A 20,054-nucleotide genomic window follows, 5' to 3' on the forward strand; every position below is an offset into this window, starting at 1 on the left:
ATGTAAACCAATTTTATTAAACATGATTCTGACTATAGTTTCAACACTTTATCAATAAATTACTATTATTAATCGATATGGACTGTTAGTGGTAAAAATGCAGCAATAAGGGAGAGGGTTTTTTCAATATTTGAAGCAATGAGGAAAATGACTCTTGGTCAGGAAATAGCTAAAATAACCGGTTTAAAACTTTTCCGTAGCCTTCGACGATATATTTAGTTCTTCATTTGTATGTTCTTCAACTTTAAAAGAAGTAATATGTTTTCTTATGAAAGCTCCCGATACTCTATTTAGTTAGATAAATAACGTTCATCAATCGCTTGAACAGCTAGTTTCAACGCTTTCATTCTTCTTTCTAAAAGCGTTTTTTGGGGACTACCAACCTTTGACTTACTATATATGTTCTCAATTGATGGAAATAAACCAGTAAGAACTTGGCGAGCTTCTACTAAATCTTCCTGGGTATAATGATGGGGGCTTTGATTCCAAACGTATTCTAACATTGCTAAGCCAATGCAAACAGCTTTAAGTCGCTTCTTTACCAAGGTAGTATTTGCACCTTTCTGAGTCATTTGGGACAAAGCGTTTTCGAGTTTTCTAATTGTCGATTGTAAAGATTTTATTGATTCCAATTTTTCTACATTTGATACGTTTTCCATAGTAGCACTACCTTTTCTTCGTTTCCGAATTTTATTCCTTGATACTAGATAAAAACATTAAGAACCTGATTTCACTCGCAATATTTTAACATAAATACATAAAGGATTCTCAAAGGATGAATCTAGGAAGAAGTTGCCTTGAGCATTAAGGAAGCATTTCATTTATAAAAGCGAAAAACGCCTGGAGACCCAAGCGTTTTTACTCAAGAAGATGCTTTCGCATACATTTGTAATGCTTTTTTATCAATTTTCCCGACACTTGTTTTTGGCAATTCGTCGATGAAAATAATCTTTTTTGGAATTTTGTAGCGACCTAGATGCTTACCACAGATTTCTTTAATTTCCTCTATTATCGAATCTCCCTGATCCTTGCAAGCAATAATTGCCGTCACGATTTCTCCCCAATAATCATCAGCCACTCCAATCACTGCAACTTCTTGCACTTGCTGATGGCGCAAAATACATTGTTCTACTTCTTGAGGATAAACGTTCTCACCACCAGAAATAATCATCTCCTTACTGCGACCGACAATATAAAAATCGCCATCCTCATCCATCATGGCTAAATCACCCGTTTTTAACCAACCATCATGCATGATTTTTTCAGTTTCCTGCTGATTATTCCAGTAAAAGCGAAACATATGCTTTCCTCTGACCAATAGCTCTCCCACTTCATTTGGCGCACAGCTTTCTCCCGCACTATTGATAATTTTAGCTTCATTGAATTGCATGCTCTTCCCCACAGCACCCTTTTTCAAATAAGCATCCTCTCGAGAAATATAAAAATTATTTGGACCTGCTTCCGTTAAGCCGTAGCCCTCTTTAAAAAATAGCCCTTTTTTATAAAATTCATCATAAATCGGATACGGACATGGTGCCCCTCCTGATAAAAATACTTTCACGGAAGGAAAATTACTCTCCTTAAAGTAATCCGTCGCAATCATCGCTTGGTACATCGTTGGCACAAAAAGCGAAATCGTCGCCTTATACTGATTAGTTGCTTTAAGTGCGGTTTCTGCGTCGAACTTATCACCAATAACAACCGTACCGCCAGCCATTAGCAGTGGAATACATAGGGCATTCAAACCTCCTGTATGAAACAACGGCATATAATTTAACGTACAATCAGTATCATTTAAACCCCAGCTAATAATTGTATTGATCGCATTCCAATTAATAGAATTAAAGGATAGGACAACTCCCTTTGCCTTGCCAGTTGTGCCCCCTGTATAAATCATAAACCAAGGATCATTAAGGTCTACTTCTTTAATGTTGAGCGCACCTACTTCATTAGCTAAACGAAGGGGATGCATGTTTTCTAAAATTAAAGGGCAATTCATTTCTTCATCGTAAAGCAGTAAGGAAGGCGTAGCATCCGTTAAAATATCATTTAATTCCTTCGTACTCATACGCCAATTTAATGGTACGTAGATAAGACCTCGTAATCCGCAGGCAAATACGATCGCTAAAAGCTGGATGTGATTTTTCGAAAATACAGTTACACGACTCCCTGCCTGTAAATTTTGACGCTCAAAAAAACAACTCCATTTTGTAATTTCCTTTGTTAATTGCTGATAAGTCCACTGTTCCTGTGTTTCTAAATTCACCAATGCTATACGCTTAGGTGTTAACGATGCTCGTTTTAAAATCCAGGCTTGCTCTACAAACATCTTGAAAGCCCCCTTATCACATCATAATTGCTCCATCCACATGAAGCGTGTGACCGTGGACATAGGAAGCCTCATCAGATGCTAAAAATAAATAAGCGTTGGCAATATCTCTAGGTGTGCCTAATCTTTGCAGTGGCACGATAGAGCGCATTTGTGCCAGCACATTTTCTGGCATTTTTTTCACCATGTCTGTTTCTGTAAAGCCAGGTGCCACTGCATTAACGTTGATGCCCTTACGCCCTAATTCCTTCGCCCATGTTTTGGTCATGCCGACGATAGCAGCCTTTGTTGCAGCATAATTCGTTTGGCCAACATTTCCATATACACCACTAACGGAAGATGTATTAATAATTTTGCCTTCACCGGCTGCCACCATATGTGGAATCACCTCTTGTGTACAGTGAAAAACACCTGTCAAATTCACATCGAGTACTTGTTGAAACTGCTCCTCTGTCATTTTAGATAGCATCGCATCACGAGTAATGCCTGCATTATTTACTAATATATCAACTCTGCCTGCGTGCTCTATAACGGTTGACACCAGTTTCTTAACAGACTCTTTTTCCGCAACATTTACTTGCACAAATAATGCCTGATCCCCTAATTGCTGTGCCGCTGAAACACCAGCCTCTTCATTAAAATCTGCAATGACAACGAATGCACCTTCTTCTATAAATCGTTCAGCAGCAGCATAGCCAATCCCATTCGCAGCTCCTGTAATAATGGCAACCTTATTGTTTAAACGCATAATTCTTTCCTCCAATTTCTAAAAAAGCTTCGATTTCAGATGTAAGCTGTGGTAAATCATCTATTAATGGGGAGTGACCGCAGTCTTTTAAGCTGACAAACTGTGCATTAGCACCTAAATCGAGCATTGTTTCATCATTCATTTCTTCCGTTATGACATAATCGCGATCCCCTCTTAACACTAAGACCGGAATGGTAATCTGTTGTACCTCTTGAGTTCCTTTTGCGACCTCATTATCAACTGCACTAATATTAAAGCCGTTTAATGCATGATAAACTTCAGCTAAATTTCTTTGCGTCAGCATATCCTCCACATATTCCTGATAGTGTTCCGCGCTAGGTTGCTGATGTGTGTAAATAAGTGCGTTCCAAATCGACTGTAAGCCTTGCACATTTTTCGAATCATAGAAACCTTGTACTAATTTTGTTTTAGATGTATCAACGAGCACCTCTTCATAGGTAAATGCTCTCTTCAATGATGTTTGATGGCCAGTACCTGAATCTGTGTAAAATGGATAGCCTCTCGTAGATGCAGTTGCTAGTAAAATAAGCTGCTGACAATAGCCTGGATAATTTGCGACAAACTGCATACATACTGCTCCGCCCGTTGACCAGCCAATCATGTCAAAGTGTTGCAATTCAATGGCATCCACAAATAGCTTTACATCATCGCTAAAATCTTTTATCGCAGAAATTGGTTTATGATAAGATGAACTACCAAATCCTCGTAAATCCATCGCGTAAATTGTATATTTCTCATCCAATGAATCTATTAAAACATCCCAATGCTTAGAGGATGTCATATTGCCATGAATAAGTAATAAAACATGTTCGCCCCCTTGACGTTTACGATATGCAATCGTTTCTCCATTTGATAGTTGAACCGTTTTTAACATCGCATTGCCCCCTTATCCCCATCGAATTGTCATAGCTCCCCATACATAACCAATACCAGCACTCACAAGTGTGATGATGTCCCCAGCGTGAATACGACCTTCTTCTAGCGCCAGCTGCAATGATAATATTTGATCAATCTGTCCGATATGACCATACTCCTGTAAATAGATGGACTGCTCCTGCTTTAGACCAAGTTCAGATAAAATATAATCATGAGCAGATCTTTTCATATGAAGCATCGCTAAATAGCTTATATTTCCCTCGTTCAATCCACTTTTCGCTAAAGATGTTCGAATGACCTTCAAAAAATTGCTTAAAGATTTTTGTTCTAAACGTTCCTTCATCCCTATTGGGTCAATGACATCAAGTTGATATAAATTATTCTCTAAATCAAAAGACGTCAACGGTTTCTTAGTACCACCAACGGGCACGACAACATCTTCCGAGAACGAGCCATCCGTCATAATAGCTGCCTCTAATAAATGATTTTTGTCATAGTTCTTTTGTAAAAGGATGGCGCCTCCACCAGCCGCTAAATTATACATAAACCGTGTTCTCGGATTGCTATAGTCGATAAAATCAACATTTCGATAGCCACCTGCTAATAGAATGGTTTGAATAGAATCGTCTGATGCCATTAAACTTTTTGCTAGTTTAAGAGCCATAATCGTCGTGCCGCATCTTAATTGCACATCAAATGCCCAAGCATTGACGGCCCCAAGCTCCTCCTGCATCTTGATAGAGGCCGTCCACAGAGGATACTCCTTATGCTCCTCTCCCATATAAATAACAACATCAATGTCCTTCGGCTCGATATTAGCCTTGCGTATTGCCTCCTGAGCTGCCCACACACCCATTTGCACTGTATGATCATGCTCACCCGGAATAGGCTTTTCATGGATGCCCATTTTTTGTCGAATAATATCTTCTGGAATAGTAGAACGGGCTGCTATTTCTTTAGATGTCATTTTTGTTTGTGGAATATAAATTCCGGTACTTACAATACCTACAGTCATTCAAATCGCTCCTTTTCCTGCGGCTGGGCAACTGATGTTTTGTCTTTTTCCTTTAGCTTTAATCGCCATTTCCAATACATCATGCGCAGTGACCCAATAATTCCTTTCGGGAAAAAGATAACAGCTAAAATATATAGAATCCCAAAGAAAATAATCCAACGCTCAAATATTGGATAATCACGGGCTAACCCTGAGAGTGTATGTTGTGCATATTCAATTACAGCCGCTCCGAGCAATGGTCCAACCAATGTGCCAACACCACCAATAATTGTCATTAGCAATGCATCTAATGTGATATCCATTGTCATCACACTCGTATTAACGAAGCGAAGTGATATAGCATATAAGGCGCCCGCTAAGCTGGCAACGGTACCTGCAACAACGGATGCAATCACTTTATAATGCAAGGTGTTGTAGCCTAATGATTTTGTGCGTTGTTCGTTTTCTCGAACAGCGATTAAAATCCGCCCTGTTGGTGAGTTAACGAAGCGATATAGTGCGATAAAAATAAAGACTAAGCATGCTAATACAAAGAAATAAAACGTTATTCTGTCTCTAAATATGTCTGGTGCTCTAAATGTAAAGCCATCATTTCCGTATGTGATAGAGCGCCATTTTTCCGCCACTACTAAAAATAGTCCCGAAAAGGCTAGCGTCAACATTGCAAAGAAATGACTTTTTAACCGAAGTGTTAGTAACCCCACTAAGAAGCTAATGAACCCTGCGATCAATATGCCGACAACGATTGACAATAGAAAGATCGACAGCGTGTTATCCATTTGTTTCAGCATGACAGATGTTGTGTACGCTCCTATACCAAAAAACATGGCGTGACCAAATGACACAATGCCTGTGTAGCCTAATAGAATGTCATAACTCATCGCTAAAATGCCGAAAATAAAAATCTGTGTTAATAAAATCATGAGTGTTCTTGAATCATTGACGAAAGGAAGGAGCACTAAAATGGCCAGCATGAGGAAAAAGCCTACATACTTTAATGACAGCTTATTTTTCATGTGGATCGCTCCTTTCGCATTGCAAATAAGCCTTGTGGTCGGAAAATTAAGACGATAGCCATTAAAATCATATTGACCGCAAGCGATAATACGGGAACATAATAAGCCATAAAGCTACCTGCTAAACCGACTAATATTGCCGCAAGTAGAGAGCCCGAAAAGCTACCCATTCCTCCAATAACGACAACGATAAAGCCCAAAATCGCATATTCCATGCCCATTTCTGCATAGATAACACCAGAATACGGAGCCATTAACATGCCGCTAAGTGCCGCTAATGCTGCACCAACCATGAAGACATATAGAAATACTCTTTTTATATGAATCCCGAGTGCCTGTGCCATTTCTTTATCCTGTACACCGGCCCGAACGATTAGCCCAATCTTTGTGCGCTTCAACATGTACTGGAAAATACCGAAAATCACAAAACCTACAACAATAATAAATAATCGATATTTAATGATAATAACGTCTCCAATTTCCCAACTACCTGCTAAATAACTTGGCGTTTTCACTGCCACACCATTAGGTCCAAAGACAACTTTAATCATCTCCTGTAACACAAGCATGAGCCCTAAAGTAATTAAAATTTGTTGAATATGATTGCCATAAACAGGGGTAATAATTAATTTCTCTGTAATAAGTCCTAAAAGTGCACCTGTGACAACGGCCCCTATAATGCCGATTAAAAAGCTCTCTGTGAACATATACGTAAATATTCCAGCATAAGCCCCCCAGACAAATAATCCACCATGTGCAAAGTTCAAAACATCCATTAATCCAAAAATTAACGTAAGACCGGCTGCCAATAAAAAAATTAACATGCCCGTCGCTAGGCATTAACGACTAAATTTACGAATAGCTCCAATGAAGTACACCACCCTTATCCTATTCCTAGGTATTTTCTTTTTAGTTCTTCATTATGGATAAGATCCTGCATTTTACCTGAGTGAACCGTTCTCCCATCATCAATCAATGTGTAGGTATCGCCAATTCGACTCGCCATAATAAAGTTTTGCTCAACAAGGACAATGGACGTTTGTTTCTTCATTTCAACAATAGCCTCCATTACTTTCTCCACCACTATTGGCGCCAGTCCTTTTGAAGGCTCATCAATCAAAATTAACTTACTATCATTTATAAATGCTCTTGCCATGGACAGCATTTGCTTTTGACCACCTGAAAGATGTCCACCAGCCTTTTTCCAAAATTTCTTTAAATCTGGAAACAGCTCTAGCACATAATTTTGTCGCTCTAAGGTAACCGCATCCTCTTTACGCATCGCCACTTTCATATTTTCCTCAACGGTTAAATCTGCAAAGATTCCTTGGTTTTCAGGCACATAACCTATACCTAATTTTGCCACTTTATAAGTCGGGCTTTTTTTAATAGAGTGTGAGTGGAAGTTTACCTCTCCCTTTGAGGCAGGCGTTAATCCCATAATCGTTTTTAAAGTAGTCGTTTTCCCTGCGCCATTCCTTCCAAGAAGTACGCTTACCTGCCCCTCCTTTGCCTCAAAATTGACTCCCTGCAAAATATGGTATTGGCCGATATATGTGTGGACATCATTTAATTTCAGTAAGGTGTTCATCGTAAAGACCCCCTAAATATGCATTTTGTACGGTTTCGTTTTTCATGATGTCCTCCGGGGTTCCATCCGCAAGAAGCTGGCCATTAAACAACACCATAATCGAATCCGACAAATCTAGAATCATATCCATCTTGTGTTCAATAAGGAGAATGGTTTTATCCCCCTGTTTTTTTATCGTGCGAATGATCTCTAAAATCGTTGGTACTTCCTCTAAGGACATGCCGGCCGTTGGTTCATCAAGCAATAGGATTTCTGTATCCAGTGCTAATAACATCGCAATTTCAAGCTTTCTCTTTTCTCCATGAGACAGCATGGTTGTTAGGGCATCTCTTTTATTGTCGAGTAATACAAGCGTTAATAGCTCCTCTGCTTTTTCTGTAATCGCCTTATAGCTTTTATAATGGCGAAATAATTGGTAACGCACTTTCTCCTTAGATTGCACAGCCAAACGGACATTTTCTAAAACCGTCAAGTTCGGAAAAACATTGGTGATTTGAAACGATCGCCCTAGCCCCATACGAGTTCTTTCTATAGCCGATTTTTGCGCAAGTGATTGTCCTTTAAAATAGACATCCCCAGCAGACGGCATTAATTCCCCACTGATTAAATTAAAAAAGGTTGTTTTACCAGCACCATTCGGTCCGATAATTGATTTCAAATGCTTTTCTGGCATATTAAAATTCACATGGTCGACAGCTGTGTGTCCGCCAAAACGAATCGTTAAATTTTCTGTTCGTAAAATAGGCTCCATCATATTCTCCTTTCTAGCACTTCTATCACTCTTCATCCATTCTCATTGAGATTAGATGAAGAGAGACAGAATTTTCTCTGTCTCCACCTTCACTAATTCATAACTGGAGGTGCCGTTTCTTCAGGACTCAGCTCGCGAATTAGAACTGGTACCGGATAATCTACCCCCTCTTGCTTTTCAAGACGGATCGAATACATCGACTGTAATGCTTGGTGGTCTTCTTCTCGGAAAGTCATCTTGCCTTTTGGCGTTTCAAATGACATTCCTTCCATAATGCCAATCAGTTTTTTCGCATCTGCATCCCCCTCTGATTTTTTCAGAGCCTCTACAATAGAGATTGCAGCTGACATCCCTCCTGGTGTAAATAAATCAGGAACCTCATTAAAGCGTTTTTGATGTTCTTCTACTAGCCATTTATTCACATCATTTTGAGGTAACGTATGATAATAAACTGAGAAGCCTTCCATACCTATTAACGGATTCATAAATTTAAGTGCGATAATATCAGGTGCACCTGTAGAAATTTTAATGCCCTTCTCTTGAATTTTTAGATCCGCGATTTGATTCCAAGGTGAGTTTGCTCCTGCCCATACAACAAATAAATAATCTGGTTTTGCATCAATTACTTTTTGCAAATTCGATGTAAAATCCGTTGCTGCAGGATCAGCATATTCCTCTAAGACAATTTCTGCGCCTAGTTTTTCCGCCGCGCTTTTAAATGCATTTACCCCGTCCCAACCAAAAGAATAATCCGGTGCGAAAGTGGCAATCTTAACACCCTTCCCAGCAATTGCCGCGGCAGCTGCATAGGCATCCTGAGAAGAATTTCGACCTGTACGGAAAATATATTCATTAAATTCTGCGCCCGTAATACTATCCGCTACCGCAGGCTCCACAACCATAATCTTTTCGTATTCTTCAGCTAATGGTAATACAGCGAGCGTATCACCTGAGCTAGAGGAACCTACTAAGAAATCCACCTTGTCATCTTCCAATAGCTTTGTCGCTTTTTGTACCGCAACCTCAGGCTTTGTTTCTGTATCTTCATAGACAACTTCAATTTTCTTACCGTTAACCTCCACCGTACCGCCAGTAGCATAATCAATCCCTAATTCAAAGCCACGCTGCGTTTGTTTTCCATACGACTCAAGAGCTCCCGTCAATGACGCAAGTACACCGATTTTAATAGTACCCCCTTCCTCAGCAGTCCCCTTTGTATCATCCTCCGATGCCTTACCATCTGTAGAACTATCCTTCGATCCATCTGAATTACAAGCCACCATCAACATCGCCAGCATCAATAAAAGCACAAATAACCAATGCTTCTTCATCCCATAACCCCTTTCATAATAAGTTAAAAAGAAAGCGCTTTCGTTGCTAAATCCACTATATAAAACTGTAGTTACAAATTAGTTACAAGATAGTTGGGTCAGTTTACTGAGTCAACTATCTCTGCAGCGAAAGTGTAGCTTTAGCGCAACGGCAGCTGCAAAATCTTTTAATGAGCTGCCCTTAAGGGAGCTCATTTTTCTGCGACGAGAGTGCAGCGGAGCGCAACGGCAGTCGCAAGTGTTCTCCGTCACGAAAGTACAGCGGAGCGCATCGGATGGGACAAAAAGAAAAAATGTTAGACCGATTGAAATGTCTAACATTTTTTTGATTTAGGAAGGAACACTCTACTCATTGAAGCGAAAAAGTTATTATCTGTTTTCGCTATTTTTCAAAATAATCGAGTTCTGTCCCAGCCTCATTTTTCTGCGACAAAAGAGTGGTTTTTCCGGGGAGGAGGGTTTATCGAAACAGGTTTGAGATTTATCGAGAACTTTTGATTGTTTATCGACCAACTTTATCAATTTATCACACAACTTTTGAAAAATATCGACATCTACCTTCATGTACGCTATCTGACCGCACTGATAGTTTGCGGTGCTTCACTTAATCAAAGGGATATTTCTAAAGTCATTTACTTTCCGCTTTTTCAGTAGCACCCTTTTATCATCAATTCCGGGGTTGAGAATTTTATCGTAATAAATTTGTGTTTTATCGGAACAATCTTGAGGTTTATCGGAACAATTTCAGGTTTTATCGGAATGTTTTATCAACTTATCGGAACATTAGAAAATACAGTATATCTGACCACACTGAAGTTTGCGTCGCCTACATTTAATTTAACAATTTAGCGGGTATTGTATATTTCCTGTTGTTGTTTTTACTAGACACTTCAAACTTTTGATATGTTGATACACTAGCACTCTCAGATTGAAGCTGAACATCATGTACTAAATAATGCGCATCCCCAAAATAGATTTCTTGTCATTCCTGATCTACTTTGCGCTCACCAGTAAAACCCGCCCTTCTACAGTCTTCGTGCTTCCGGGATTATCCTCTATAAATTTCGTTCATGATGGGGCATAAAAAAAGGACTCACCTAATTCAGTGAATCCTTTTAGCTTGGCATAAAGATTAAACATTATATCCCTCTACCCTATCTAACCATTCATGCATATGGCTATTAAATAGATCTGCTTGTTCAATTTGCAAATTATGTCCAGCCTTATCTAAAATTGTGAAGGCCGCTCTTGGGAACTTATCGATAATATCAAAAGCATCTTTATAACCAACCATAGAGTCCTGTTTGCCAAGCAAGAAAATGCTAGGTTTGTCAAAAATCATTTCGTCAACAGCAAAAGAAAAACCATAGCTTTTTTGGATTTTTTCTAAAAATTCCACATCCGCCATTTTCTGACCTGCTAACACTTCATTTGTGTATCGATGACAATTATTTTCATTTAAAACAACTAGATGTGAGCTCAAATCATCAAGTTCCTGTTTTGTCAATGTTGATAAAAATTCCTTATCTGCCGAGACAATACTTTGTTCTGCTACTGTTCGACTTGGTTTATCAGGAATAATCAATGGACAAATAAATGCAGCCCCTAATATTTGTTCATGAAACTCCCTCAGAATCCCTCGCACTAAATATCCACCATAAGATTCCCCCACCAATAGATAACGTTCATTTGGGATTAAAGAGTATATTAGTTCTACTACGGCCACTAGCATTTCATCCGAGTTATTGATTGTTTCATAGTCTGTTGTCTTGCCCATCCCCGGAAGATCAATATAAATTCGCTTCCAGCCTTCTCTTTCTACAAAAACAGGCTCCATACAACCCTTCATTAATCTATGATCAGGCGAATAGCCGTGAAGCATCACGATTGGTGTTCCAGTCCCAATGATTTCATAGTAAATATTCGCCTTCCTTACCTTACAAAATGCCATAGTAGTTCCTCCAAATATTATTATAAAAAATGGTTCATCACCAAAACGTGTGGTTGATTTCCGTTCCGACTGGGCGCTTTGCCGCTGACGCTTCGCTTTCGCGCAGAGCAGAGCTTCCTGGGGGCGTCCGATGAGCCGCTTCACTCGCGTTGCTCGCTCCAGGGTCTCATCTGTGACGCTGATCCCCAAGGAGTCACCCAGCCTCCACTCCAATCAACTAATTTACATAGTATATGTTTTAACAAATGTCACCCACGACTTTCGGTGATGAGCCTAAAAAACGGTATTTACTCCAAATATACACTAACCCATAATTAAATCATAAACAACCATCGTCGATTCCATTGGTGTTGTATTTAACTCTTTTTTTAATAACTTTACACATTTTTCATACCATTTCAACGCAAGGGAACGGTTTTGTAATTGATAGTAACTATACATCAACAATCGATAGCCTTCTTCCCATAACGCATCCTCACGAAGCATTTTTTCTGCATATAAAATAGCTTGCTTATAATTCTGTTGCCTTGTCGCATTTTGCGCTAATCTCTCAAGTACTTCAATATATAACGATTGCAGCTTTTCACGATCCTGCATGAGCCAATCTAACTGCTTTTTTTCAGCATAGAGTGCATCGGTATAACTAATCTCAGCAAGATGCAGCCAGTCATTTGACAATTGTGGATCGAACTCCTCCATCCCTAATTCATAAAAATAGAGAAAACGTTCAACATCAATCTGCAAAAATTGAATATGCTGTAATTGATACATATTATTTTTTCGCTGAATAAAAAAGCTATCTTGACGAGCACTTCTAGTTGGCTCTAGAACCTTTAATAACGCATTCAATACCACTTTAAAATCCCGATCTAGTGAATCAACATTCCGCTCTGGCCATAAAGCCTGCGCAATCTCTTCCTTTGGCGTAAATCGATTGCGATGACAATATAAATAAACGAAGAGCTCCTTCGATTTATCGCGCTGCCATTCTTTATCCTCTGCTTTCGATTCTTTCTGATTAAGTCTAAACTTCCTAAAAAATTTACTTGCACCTCTTCATGTGGATAAACGACACTTTCATCTACTTGAAAATAACGACACATTGCCGAAATAGCCGCATTTTCACCACCACTATTTCTACTAAATTGTAAAAGCTCATAAAAAATCATTCTATTAGGCGGACCGAGAATGGTTTTTCTTTGTAAAAAATAGTCATAGCCATTGGTGATACACAGTTGTGCAAATTGCTGAAAAGAAAGATTGAATTGTTGAACATCATTTTCTTTATAGGCAATCACAGATTGATAGAATAGTACATGCATCTCACCGTTCTGGTCGCCACAATTATGGAAAAGTCGCTGTGCTTTTATTAATAATTGCCCTGCTCGAGCAAATTCATGTTGAGAAAGAATGATTTTCACCTCAGCAATTAATATAAGGGCAGTCATCCATGCATCTTGTACTTGCTCCGTTTCCTGTAGACCAAGTGCTAAATATTTTTTAGCAGAGATCATATCTCCTTGTGCATGCTTGACAATTGCTAGCCCCATAAATGGTTCAGCCTTAACCCGAGAAATATTAATGGTATTCATCAATGTTAGGGCCTTCTCATAAGCGTTACAGGCTCCTTGATAGTCAGGAAAATCTACTAATAGTAAAGCATGTGCTTTGCGAATATAGCCAACCGCCTCAATAAAAATAGACTTTTCACGTTGCCCCCTACGAATCCCATGCTGAGCGGCATACCAAGCATCCTTGCCCAACCCTAATAGTGCATAGACAAATGACGCTAACAGCTCACTCTCTCTATGTGTCGCCACTAGCTGTGGTGGTAATTCCAATCTCTTCGCCAGCAAAGTTCTAGCTTCCAATAACTGTCCAGTTCTTAACAGTATTCGAACATCGACATTCGCTCTTTGCAGCACATCCTCCGTCAAGGCAACCTCCTCTGTAAATATATGTGCATGTTTTGCTTTTCCTAAATTAACTAAATTTTCTGCATATTGACGCTGTAATTCTAAAAGTTCCTCTTTATTTAACGGTGTATGATTCGCTAACTCTAATGCCTTTTTTAAATGCGGCTCTGCCAATGCTGGCTGGATTGTATCGAGATAAATATGCGCTAAACCTGCCTGCGCTTTTGTCATAAAGAGATAATCATTCTTACTTTTCGCGAACATTGCACAATTTTCATAGGATTGCTTCGCTTTTTCATAATACGCACGGTAGCGATGGCACTCACCTTCAAAATAATATATTTTGTAATATTCCGATTTTTCGGCAGCTGTAAATCGATTTATTTTTTCTAATAACCACTCAAATTGTCCAGCACGGACAAGACTTTCAGCATGATTTTGTAATAGCTCACCACAAAAGTTCTGATCATTCGTTTTAAATGCATGATGAAGAACAGCTTGTATATTGTTTTGCTCTACATAATACAATGCTGCTTGTTTATGTAATGCAATATACTGTAAAGCATGTTGTTGCCATTTCAACTCTAAAAATCGACTGAACAAGGCATGGAAACGATATAAACCATCTGTTGTTATAGTTTGAATAAATAAGTGCCGTTGTACAAATTGACTGAGCGCCTCCGCTATTTCAATACCATAAAATTGTGTAATAAACTCCTCTGAAAAAGTGGGGAAAATCGCCAACTTTAATAATGTCTCTTGCTCGAATGTAGACATCTTAAGATAAACTTCCTCCGATAAATAGGTGAAAAGATCATTTGTAGAGATATTTAACCAATGATCTAATGTCTCGTTGTTCCATTGCTCAGCTAATAAAGAAATACTAATTGCCCATCCCTCTGTAATTTCCAAAACCTTAGCAATTTCATCTTCTGTTAAACGCACAGCTACATAATCCTCAAAAAAAACAGCAATCTCCTCTGAAGAAAATGCTAATTCTGCTTCAGAAATAACGAGTAATTTTTTTTGCAGCTTTAATTTTCTTGTAATATCCCAATTTGGCAGTGTTCTAGACGCTATTATAAAATGTACATTCGGTGGTGAAAATTCAATAATTTTTTCCATCACATAATTAATATGAAATTCATGGTCAACGAGATGGTAGTCGTCAATGACGATTAAAATTGGCTCTTCAATTTCACATAAATTATTAACAAATAATTTATATAAGCGATTGAGTTCTTCTATTTTCGGAAAACGTGATAATAGATTCCATGCATCAAATCCTTGACCGAAACCCGGAACGACTCGTTTAATACTAAAAAACAAATGCCTTAAAAACGGCAAGATATTATCATCTTCTTCCGATACACTATACCAAGAAAATCTGCTAGCTTCAGTGTGTAGAAATTGTGTAAGGATGGTTGTTTTGCCATATCCAGCACCACTATGAATAAGTGTGCAAGAATGGTCTAGGCTTTTTTTTAATGTTCTCATTAATGTAGCTCTACTAATACAATGATTGGACGGCCGCGGTGGAATACATTTCGATTGGATAATAATGTCTGTGGTCATTTTGTGATAACCTCCCCATTCAACTGGTTATGTAAGGTTACAAATCTTCAAAGTTTAAAATTATGAGCCCATCACCATAACGTGGAATTGTTCCATTCAAAAATTACTTCTCGTAATCCTTAAACTCAGGCGTTTCCATTAGTCTTTGGAAAAAGATATCTTTGGCTTCCCTGTAAGCATCCATTGATTTGGCTTCGTATTCCTTCTTCAAATTATCATATGCATCTCGATATTTTTTATTTGCCAGTAAAACTTCTCTAAATTTCCAAAAGAAATCAAACTCAGAATCAATTACAGTTAATTGAACTCCTAAAGGAGGATTACTTGTATCATCCTTAAAGGCCCTAAATGTATCTGTTTTGACACTTTCATCATTTCTTTCATATAAAATTGATAGAATTTCTATTGCTTTCGAAAATTGTTCAGCACTAACACGTACTTGGATGTCTAAATCACCTTTAGTAACACTATTAGGAATTGCCGAACTACCTACATGCTGGATATCGGCCGCTGGTAGTAATTCTGTTATTTTATTTTTGTGTATCAAAAAAGCTTTCTCAGCATTTTTATGAAATAGTTCACTATTAAAAAAATTTACTTTCTCCATATAAAACTCCCCCAAATCTCCCCTTTTTTACAAAGCAGCAACGTTACATGGCACAACCAAATTAGTAGATCTTACTAAACTAATTCTATAGAAAGTGTAATATTTCCAATCGGTACTTTATCCTTTATTTTACCATCATAGCCTACTTTTACCCTATCGCCAATATGAAACATTCCATCTGGATTCATCGCAAGATTTACAATAATTATTCTTACTACCTAGTGGATGACGGACGGTCCAGAAAAATCAGTACTTTAACCAATAACCAGGATTTAAAAGATTTTTTTCTTTAAGTTTTTAACTTTAATCAAAAGAACTTTGAAACGTAAACTTAGGACTTCAACTTTTACCTTTGAGCTTTCAACTCAGTTTGTTTAACGTATCATTTGTTGTAGGCATGCTGGTATATCCAGTTTTAGAATCCTTTATTTCACTCCCAAAGTTGAGTGATTTACTTAAAATGAAAAATCCCGATTATCAAATAACATGATAATCGGGTAGAAATAGTTTACTATTATAAAAGTTCTTTACGTAATTCAGCAGCAGATTTTGGTGATAACAGACCGAATGGAATATCGAATACTGTTTTTGCACCTTTATCTCCAGCTTTGCTTAGACGATGCGCCGCACGAGCATAAGCAACTAGAACACTGGACGTGAAGTTTGGATTGCTATCAAGTTTTAATGAGAATTCAAGAATTTGTTTATCGTTAGCGCCGCTTTCGCCACTGCGAATAACGAAACCACCATGTGGCATACCTGTGTGATTCGCTTTAAATTCCTCTTCAGAAATAAAGTTAACCGTTGTGTTATATTCGTCGAAATAGTTTGGCATTGACACAATTTCTTGCTCAATTTTTGCTGCATCCGCACCTTCTTCAAGAACAACCCAGCATTCACGAGCATGTTTTTCACGTGTCGACAGCTCAGGATTTTCACCATTTCGAACGCGTTCTACAGCATCTTTAATTGGTAAAGTGTATTGTACAGCGTTTTTAACGCCCTCAATACGACGCACAGCATCTGAGTGACCTTGACTTAAGCCATCTCCCCAGAATGTATATGTTGTACCTACTGGTAAAACGGACTCACCAAGCAAACGATTTAATGAGAATAAACCTGGATCCCAACCAACAGAAATGACTGATACTTTACCAGATTTTTGTGCTGCTGCATCTACCGCTTCAAAAAATTCAGGAATTTTCGCATGTGTATCAAAGCTATCTATTGTATTAAACCATTGTGCAAAGTGTGGTCCTTGCTCTGGTAAATCTGTTGCAGAGCCACCACATAAAATCATTACATCAATGTCATCTTGGAATTTTTCAGCATCGTCCACTAAATATACGTTGGCATTACTTGCAACGTTTACAGTTGAAGGATCACGACGTGTAAATACCGCTACTAATTCCATATCTGGATTTTGTGAAATAGCATATTCTACTCCGCGCCCTAAATTTCCATACCCTACAATACCTACTCGAATTGCACTCATTAAAATTCCTCCTCACGATTACGTGACTATGTGAAGCCCTTCACGTTAAATCTACTTACAATAATACGTCGTGTTAGGAAAATTCACAATAGTTTGAGTACGTATTTTTGTCTAGTAAATTATGCAAATTTTCTATGATATCTATCCATTCATGACATGAATACGGTTACAACTTCTTACACCGGGTGTACAAACATCAGCTGAAATAAAGGAACTCAGTCTAAGAATGACCACGTCCTGTGGCAACGACTGAGTGACCAACATCATGCTGTCGCTTCGCTTTCGCACATAAAACATTTGTTGCTGTCGCTACGTTAACACTGCGCTTTCGCACATAAAACATTTGCTGGCCTAAGCACAAAGCCGATTCCGGACGCTATTAGGCCTCGGCATAATTGATAAACTAATCTTTAAGTTTTCGTAAAAGCCTTGTAAATAAAGACTTTTCCCACCACATGTCTTGTACAATAAAACTAACGACAAAAGGGGGCATGATGAATGAAAAGTAATTGTTACTCACCAAGCACAACATTGAAACAAGGAGAATTACTTGCTTGTCCATTCCAAAATGCACAAAAATCTGCTAAAACTCATGGTACAAACATCGAAAATAAGGCAATGCGTAAAAGATTTTCAACCGATCAATACCAATGTATAGGGGTTATACCTTTTGGCGTTATGGAAGAAACCTTAGACACCTCCACACAAAAACAAAGAGTCCATGAAATAAACTTCTACCATAGCGGTAAGGAGATTGCACGCTGGTTAGTTAAAAAAAGTGAATACAATAAGCTTTAGTATTCCTCACTGAATTTCCTGTGCCAAGTGCGCAAGACGCTTCTCATTAATAATGTGATAGCCATTCTTTCTCTTCTCTAAAATTTTTTCGTCACAAAATTGTGCAAGTACATATAATAAATGTCGATAAGAAACCCCTAAATATTCACAGATTTCAGTATGCTTTTCCTTATAAATCCCTTGATCAGACGATAATTGGATAAATGCAGCTAGCCGATTTTCAAGTGGATATGCCTGATTTTGTGTATATTTAGAAGTCATAATTGTCGCCTTTTCCCCTAAAAACACACAGAGTTTACGTAAAAAGAGCACATCAGTAAGTAACTTTTCTTTACAGGCCTGAGAAATAGAAAGACAAATCGTTTCGGTCACGGTCTGAATCCCCTTTGTATATCTTGCTTCATTAAGCAACTCAATTTCACCCATAAAAAGTGGAGCCTCAAGATACTCAATAAGCGAAACTTTACCGTTTTTATGCGTCATATATAGTTTCGCTTTTCCTTCGATCATGTAGTACAGCGTATCTGGAAATGATCCTTCCTTAAAAATCCATTCGCCTTTTTCAAATTTACACACTTCCAGAAATGGATCAATATCAAAGGAGAAAAAATCATCAATTGGATATTTTTCTAGATAATAGGAACGTTCTTCAGCTGTCAGTATATGCATTTATTACTCTCTCCTACAATAAAATGTGAGATATCTCACATTATTGTAGCGTTGAACGTGCTATTATTCAACATAGTTAATGGAGGTACGTAATAAATGAACAATCAACGATGGCTTTCTCAAAATTTCTTTGCATTTTTTATTACATGGGGTATTTTCTTACCTTATTGGACAGGTTGGCTTGTAGATGTTAAACACCTTACAGTATCACAGGCAAGTGTCGTGATGGGCTGTGGTCTTTTAGCACGAGCCATTTCAAATCTTTTTTTCTTCCCGACTCTTGCTAAATATGTGCATAATAAACGACTCAGTAGCATCCTAGCAATAGGTGCCCTAATTACAACTTTACTTTACATACCAAGCACAAACTTTATCTCGCTACTTATCGTTACCCTTTTATTTAACATTTTTTATCCAGCTTTGTTACCTGCTGTAGAAAGTAGTGCTGCAACACTAATCCAGCATGGACATGTACACTATGGTAAAAGTCGCTCATATGGCTCTATTGGTTTTGTCATTGCGGTATTAATTATTAGTATGCTAACTGGTGTATTTGGTCAGAACGTTATCTATTGGAGTTTGGTCATTAGCCTTATTGGTATGCTGTTCATGCAACAATTGGCTACACCAAAAGAGTTACTTGTTGTCCCAACAAAAGAACAACGTGCAAAATCATTGTCGATGAAATCATTATGGAGTATTAAAGGCTTCCCAATTGTTTTAGTAATCGTGATCCTATTGCAGGGCGCACATGCTTCTTATTACAGCTACGGCTATATCTATTTAGGTGATCTCCATGTCGATCCATTCTATATGGGAATGATTATTAATATCGCCGTTATTTGCGAAATTTTATATTTTCTGAAGGCTGATACACTATTTAAAAAATGGCGCTCATCTTCTTTATTACTTTTAGCAGCATGTGGTTCCTCATTACGTTGGTTACTGATTTACCTGTTCCCTAATGTCTGGGTATTTATCGCTTCTCAAACCTTGCATGCGTTATCATTTGCACTCGCACATTTCGCTTTTATTGGCTATTTAACAAAAACATTGCCGAAGGAACAAATTCCAAATGCTCAAGGTCTTTACTCAGCATTAGCAATGGGATTAAGTACAGCGATCCTTACATTTTTAGGCGGCTATTTATACGAAATTTCGCCTGGACTATCATTTGGCGCAATGCTTATTTGTACGATTCCAGCAATCGTTATTTTACTTACTACTAGAAATAAATATCAATATTAAAAAACAAGCAGGTGAAGACATTGTACCTTCACCTGCTTTTCTGTATGCTCACCTTCTTGGCCCTGTTCTCCAATGATCCACCTCTTCATAAAGAAATCGTTATTAAAAAAAGTATGG

General features: G+C 38.1%; 18 protein-coding genes and 1 pseudogene. 2 read left to right on the forward strand and 17 right to left on the reverse strand.

Annotated features, from left to right (window positions below):
• Positions 1-290: 290 nt before the first annotated feature.
• The 16 genes and pseudogenes from AB9L17_RS12835 to AB9L17_RS12910 all read right to left on the reverse strand — a co-directional run bounded on the left by AB9L17_RS12835 (position 291) and on the right by AB9L17_RS12910 (position 17,565).
• Positions 291-659, reverse strand: a complete 369-nt coding sequence (locus AB9L17_RS12835) for a hypothetical protein (RefSeq protein WP_068984337.1) — start codon at positions 657-659, stop codon at positions 291-293.
• Positions 660-862: 203 nt separating this feature from the next.
• Positions 863-2,329, reverse strand: a complete 1,467-nt coding sequence (locus AB9L17_RS12840; RefSeq protein ID WP_375199194.1) for a class I adenylate-forming enzyme family protein — start codon at positions 2,327-2,329, stop codon at positions 863-865.
• 16 nt (positions 2,330-2,345) lie between these two features.
• The gene (fabG, locus tag AB9L17_RS12845; RefSeq protein ID WP_374966558.1) at positions 2,346-3,077 is read right to left on the reverse strand and encodes a 3-oxoacyl-ACP reductase FabG; all 732 of its coding nucleotides are present in this window, start codon (positions 3,075-3,077) and stop codon (positions 2,346-2,348) included.
• Positions 3,061-3,972, reverse strand: a complete 912-nt coding sequence (locus tag AB9L17_RS12850; RefSeq protein ID WP_375199195.1) for an alpha/beta fold hydrolase — start codon at positions 3,970-3,972, stop codon at positions 3,061-3,063. Before AB9L17_RS12850 ends, fabG begins: the two co-directional genes overlap by 17 nt.
• A 12-nt stretch (positions 3,973-3,984) precedes the next feature.
• Positions 3,985-4,989 carry a 3-oxoacyl-ACP synthase gene (locus tag AB9L17_RS12855; protein ID WP_068984341.1) on the reverse strand — a complete coding sequence of 335 codons (1,005 nt, stop codon included), beginning with the start codon at positions 4,987-4,989 and terminating at the stop codon, positions 3,985-3,987.
• Positions 4,986-6,005 carry a branched-chain amino acid ABC transporter permease gene (locus tag AB9L17_RS12860; RefSeq protein WP_068984342.1) on the reverse strand — a complete coding sequence of 340 codons (1,020 nt, stop codon included), beginning with the start codon at positions 6,003-6,005 and terminating at the stop codon, positions 4,986-4,988. Before AB9L17_RS12860 ends, AB9L17_RS12855 begins: the two co-directional genes overlap by 4 nt.
• Positions 6,002-6,873 (reverse strand): annotated as a pseudogene (locus tag AB9L17_RS12865) (branched-chain amino acid ABC transporter permease). The gene AB9L17_RS12860 and the pseudogene AB9L17_RS12865 overlap by 4 nt, the downstream one beginning before the upstream one ends.
• A 15-nt stretch (positions 6,874-6,888) precedes the next feature.
• Positions 6,889-7,596, reverse strand: coding sequence for an ABC transporter ATP-binding protein (locus AB9L17_RS12870; RefSeq protein ID WP_068984344.1), 708 nt, complete (start codon positions 7,594-7,596; stop codon positions 6,889-6,891).
• Positions 7,571-8,347, reverse strand: a complete 777-nt coding sequence (locus tag AB9L17_RS12875; RefSeq protein WP_223554182.1) for an ABC transporter ATP-binding protein — start codon at positions 8,345-8,347, stop codon at positions 7,571-7,573. The genes AB9L17_RS12870 and AB9L17_RS12875 overlap by 26 nt, the downstream gene beginning before the upstream one ends.
• 92 nt (positions 8,348-8,439) lie before the next feature.
• The gene (locus AB9L17_RS12880) at positions 8,440-9,678 is read right to left on the reverse strand and encodes a substrate-binding domain-containing protein (protein ID WP_375199196.1); all 1,239 of its coding nucleotides are present in this window, start codon (positions 9,676-9,678) and stop codon (positions 8,440-8,442) included.
• 1,132 nt (positions 9,679-10,810) lie between these two features.
• Positions 10,811-11,629: an alpha/beta fold hydrolase gene (locus AB9L17_RS12885; RefSeq protein ID WP_375200792.1), complete on the reverse strand. Its 819-nt coding sequence runs from the start codon at positions 11,627-11,629 to the stop codon at positions 10,811-10,813.
• A 303-nt stretch (positions 11,630-11,932) separates the two neighbouring features.
• Positions 11,933-12,478 (reverse strand): bacterial transcriptional activator domain-containing protein, encoded by a 546-nt coding sequence (locus AB9L17_RS12890; RefSeq protein ID WP_375199197.1) that lies wholly within the window; start codon positions 12,476-12,478, stop codon positions 11,933-11,935.
• A gap of 20 nt (positions 12,479-12,498) precedes the next feature.
• Positions 12,499-15,042 carry a transcriptional regulator gene (locus tag AB9L17_RS12895; protein ID WP_375199198.1) on the reverse strand — a complete coding sequence of 848 codons (2,544 nt, stop codon included), beginning with the start codon at positions 15,040-15,042 and terminating at the stop codon, positions 12,499-12,501.
• A gap of 181 nt (positions 15,043-15,223) precedes the next feature.
• On the reverse strand, positions 15,224-15,727 hold the full coding sequence (locus AB9L17_RS12900) for a GrpB family protein (protein WP_223554192.1): 504 nt from the start codon (positions 15,725-15,727) through the stop codon (positions 15,224-15,226).
• A gap of 514 nt (positions 15,728-16,241) precedes the next feature.
• Complete coding sequence (locus AB9L17_RS12905; protein WP_068984350.1) at positions 16,242-17,222, reverse strand: diaminopimelate dehydrogenase; 981 nt, start codon at positions 17,220-17,222, stop codon at positions 16,242-16,244.
• 220 nt (positions 17,223-17,442) lie between these two features.
• A complete protein-coding gene (locus tag AB9L17_RS12910; RefSeq protein WP_375199199.1) occupies positions 17,443-17,565 on the reverse strand; it encodes a hypothetical protein in 123 nt (40 codons plus the stop codon).
• 155 nt (positions 17,566-17,720) lie between these two features.
• Between AB9L17_RS12910 and AB9L17_RS12915 the strand changes: the two genes are divergently transcribed.
• Positions 17,721-18,020, forward strand: a complete 300-nt coding sequence (locus AB9L17_RS12915; RefSeq protein WP_374966548.1) for a hypothetical protein — start codon at positions 17,721-17,723, stop codon at positions 18,018-18,020.
• A 6-nt stretch (positions 18,021-18,026) separates the two neighbouring features.
• On the opposite strand, the gene yeiL is transcribed toward AB9L17_RS12915, so the two are convergent.
• Entirely contained in the window at positions 18,027-18,689 is a 663-nt protein-coding gene (gene yeiL / locus AB9L17_RS12920) for a transcriptional regulator YeiL (protein ID WP_375199200.1), read from the reverse strand.
• Positions 18,690-18,785: 96 nt separating this feature from the next.
• Here yeiL and AB9L17_RS12925 point away from each other — a divergent pair, with 96 nt between their 5' ends.
• Positions 18,786-19,937: an MFS transporter gene (locus AB9L17_RS12925; protein ID WP_223554197.1), complete on the forward strand. Its 1,152-nt coding sequence runs from the start codon at positions 18,786-18,788 to the stop codon at positions 19,935-19,937.
• The last annotated feature ends 117 nt before the right edge of the window (positions 19,938-20,054 follow it).

The sequence above is a fragment of the Lysinibacillus sp. RS11 genome, assembly GCF_042019215.1.
Taxonomy (GTDB): Bacteria; Bacillota; Bacilli; order Bacillales_A; family Planococcaceae; genus Lysinibacillus; species Lysinibacillus xylanilyticus_A.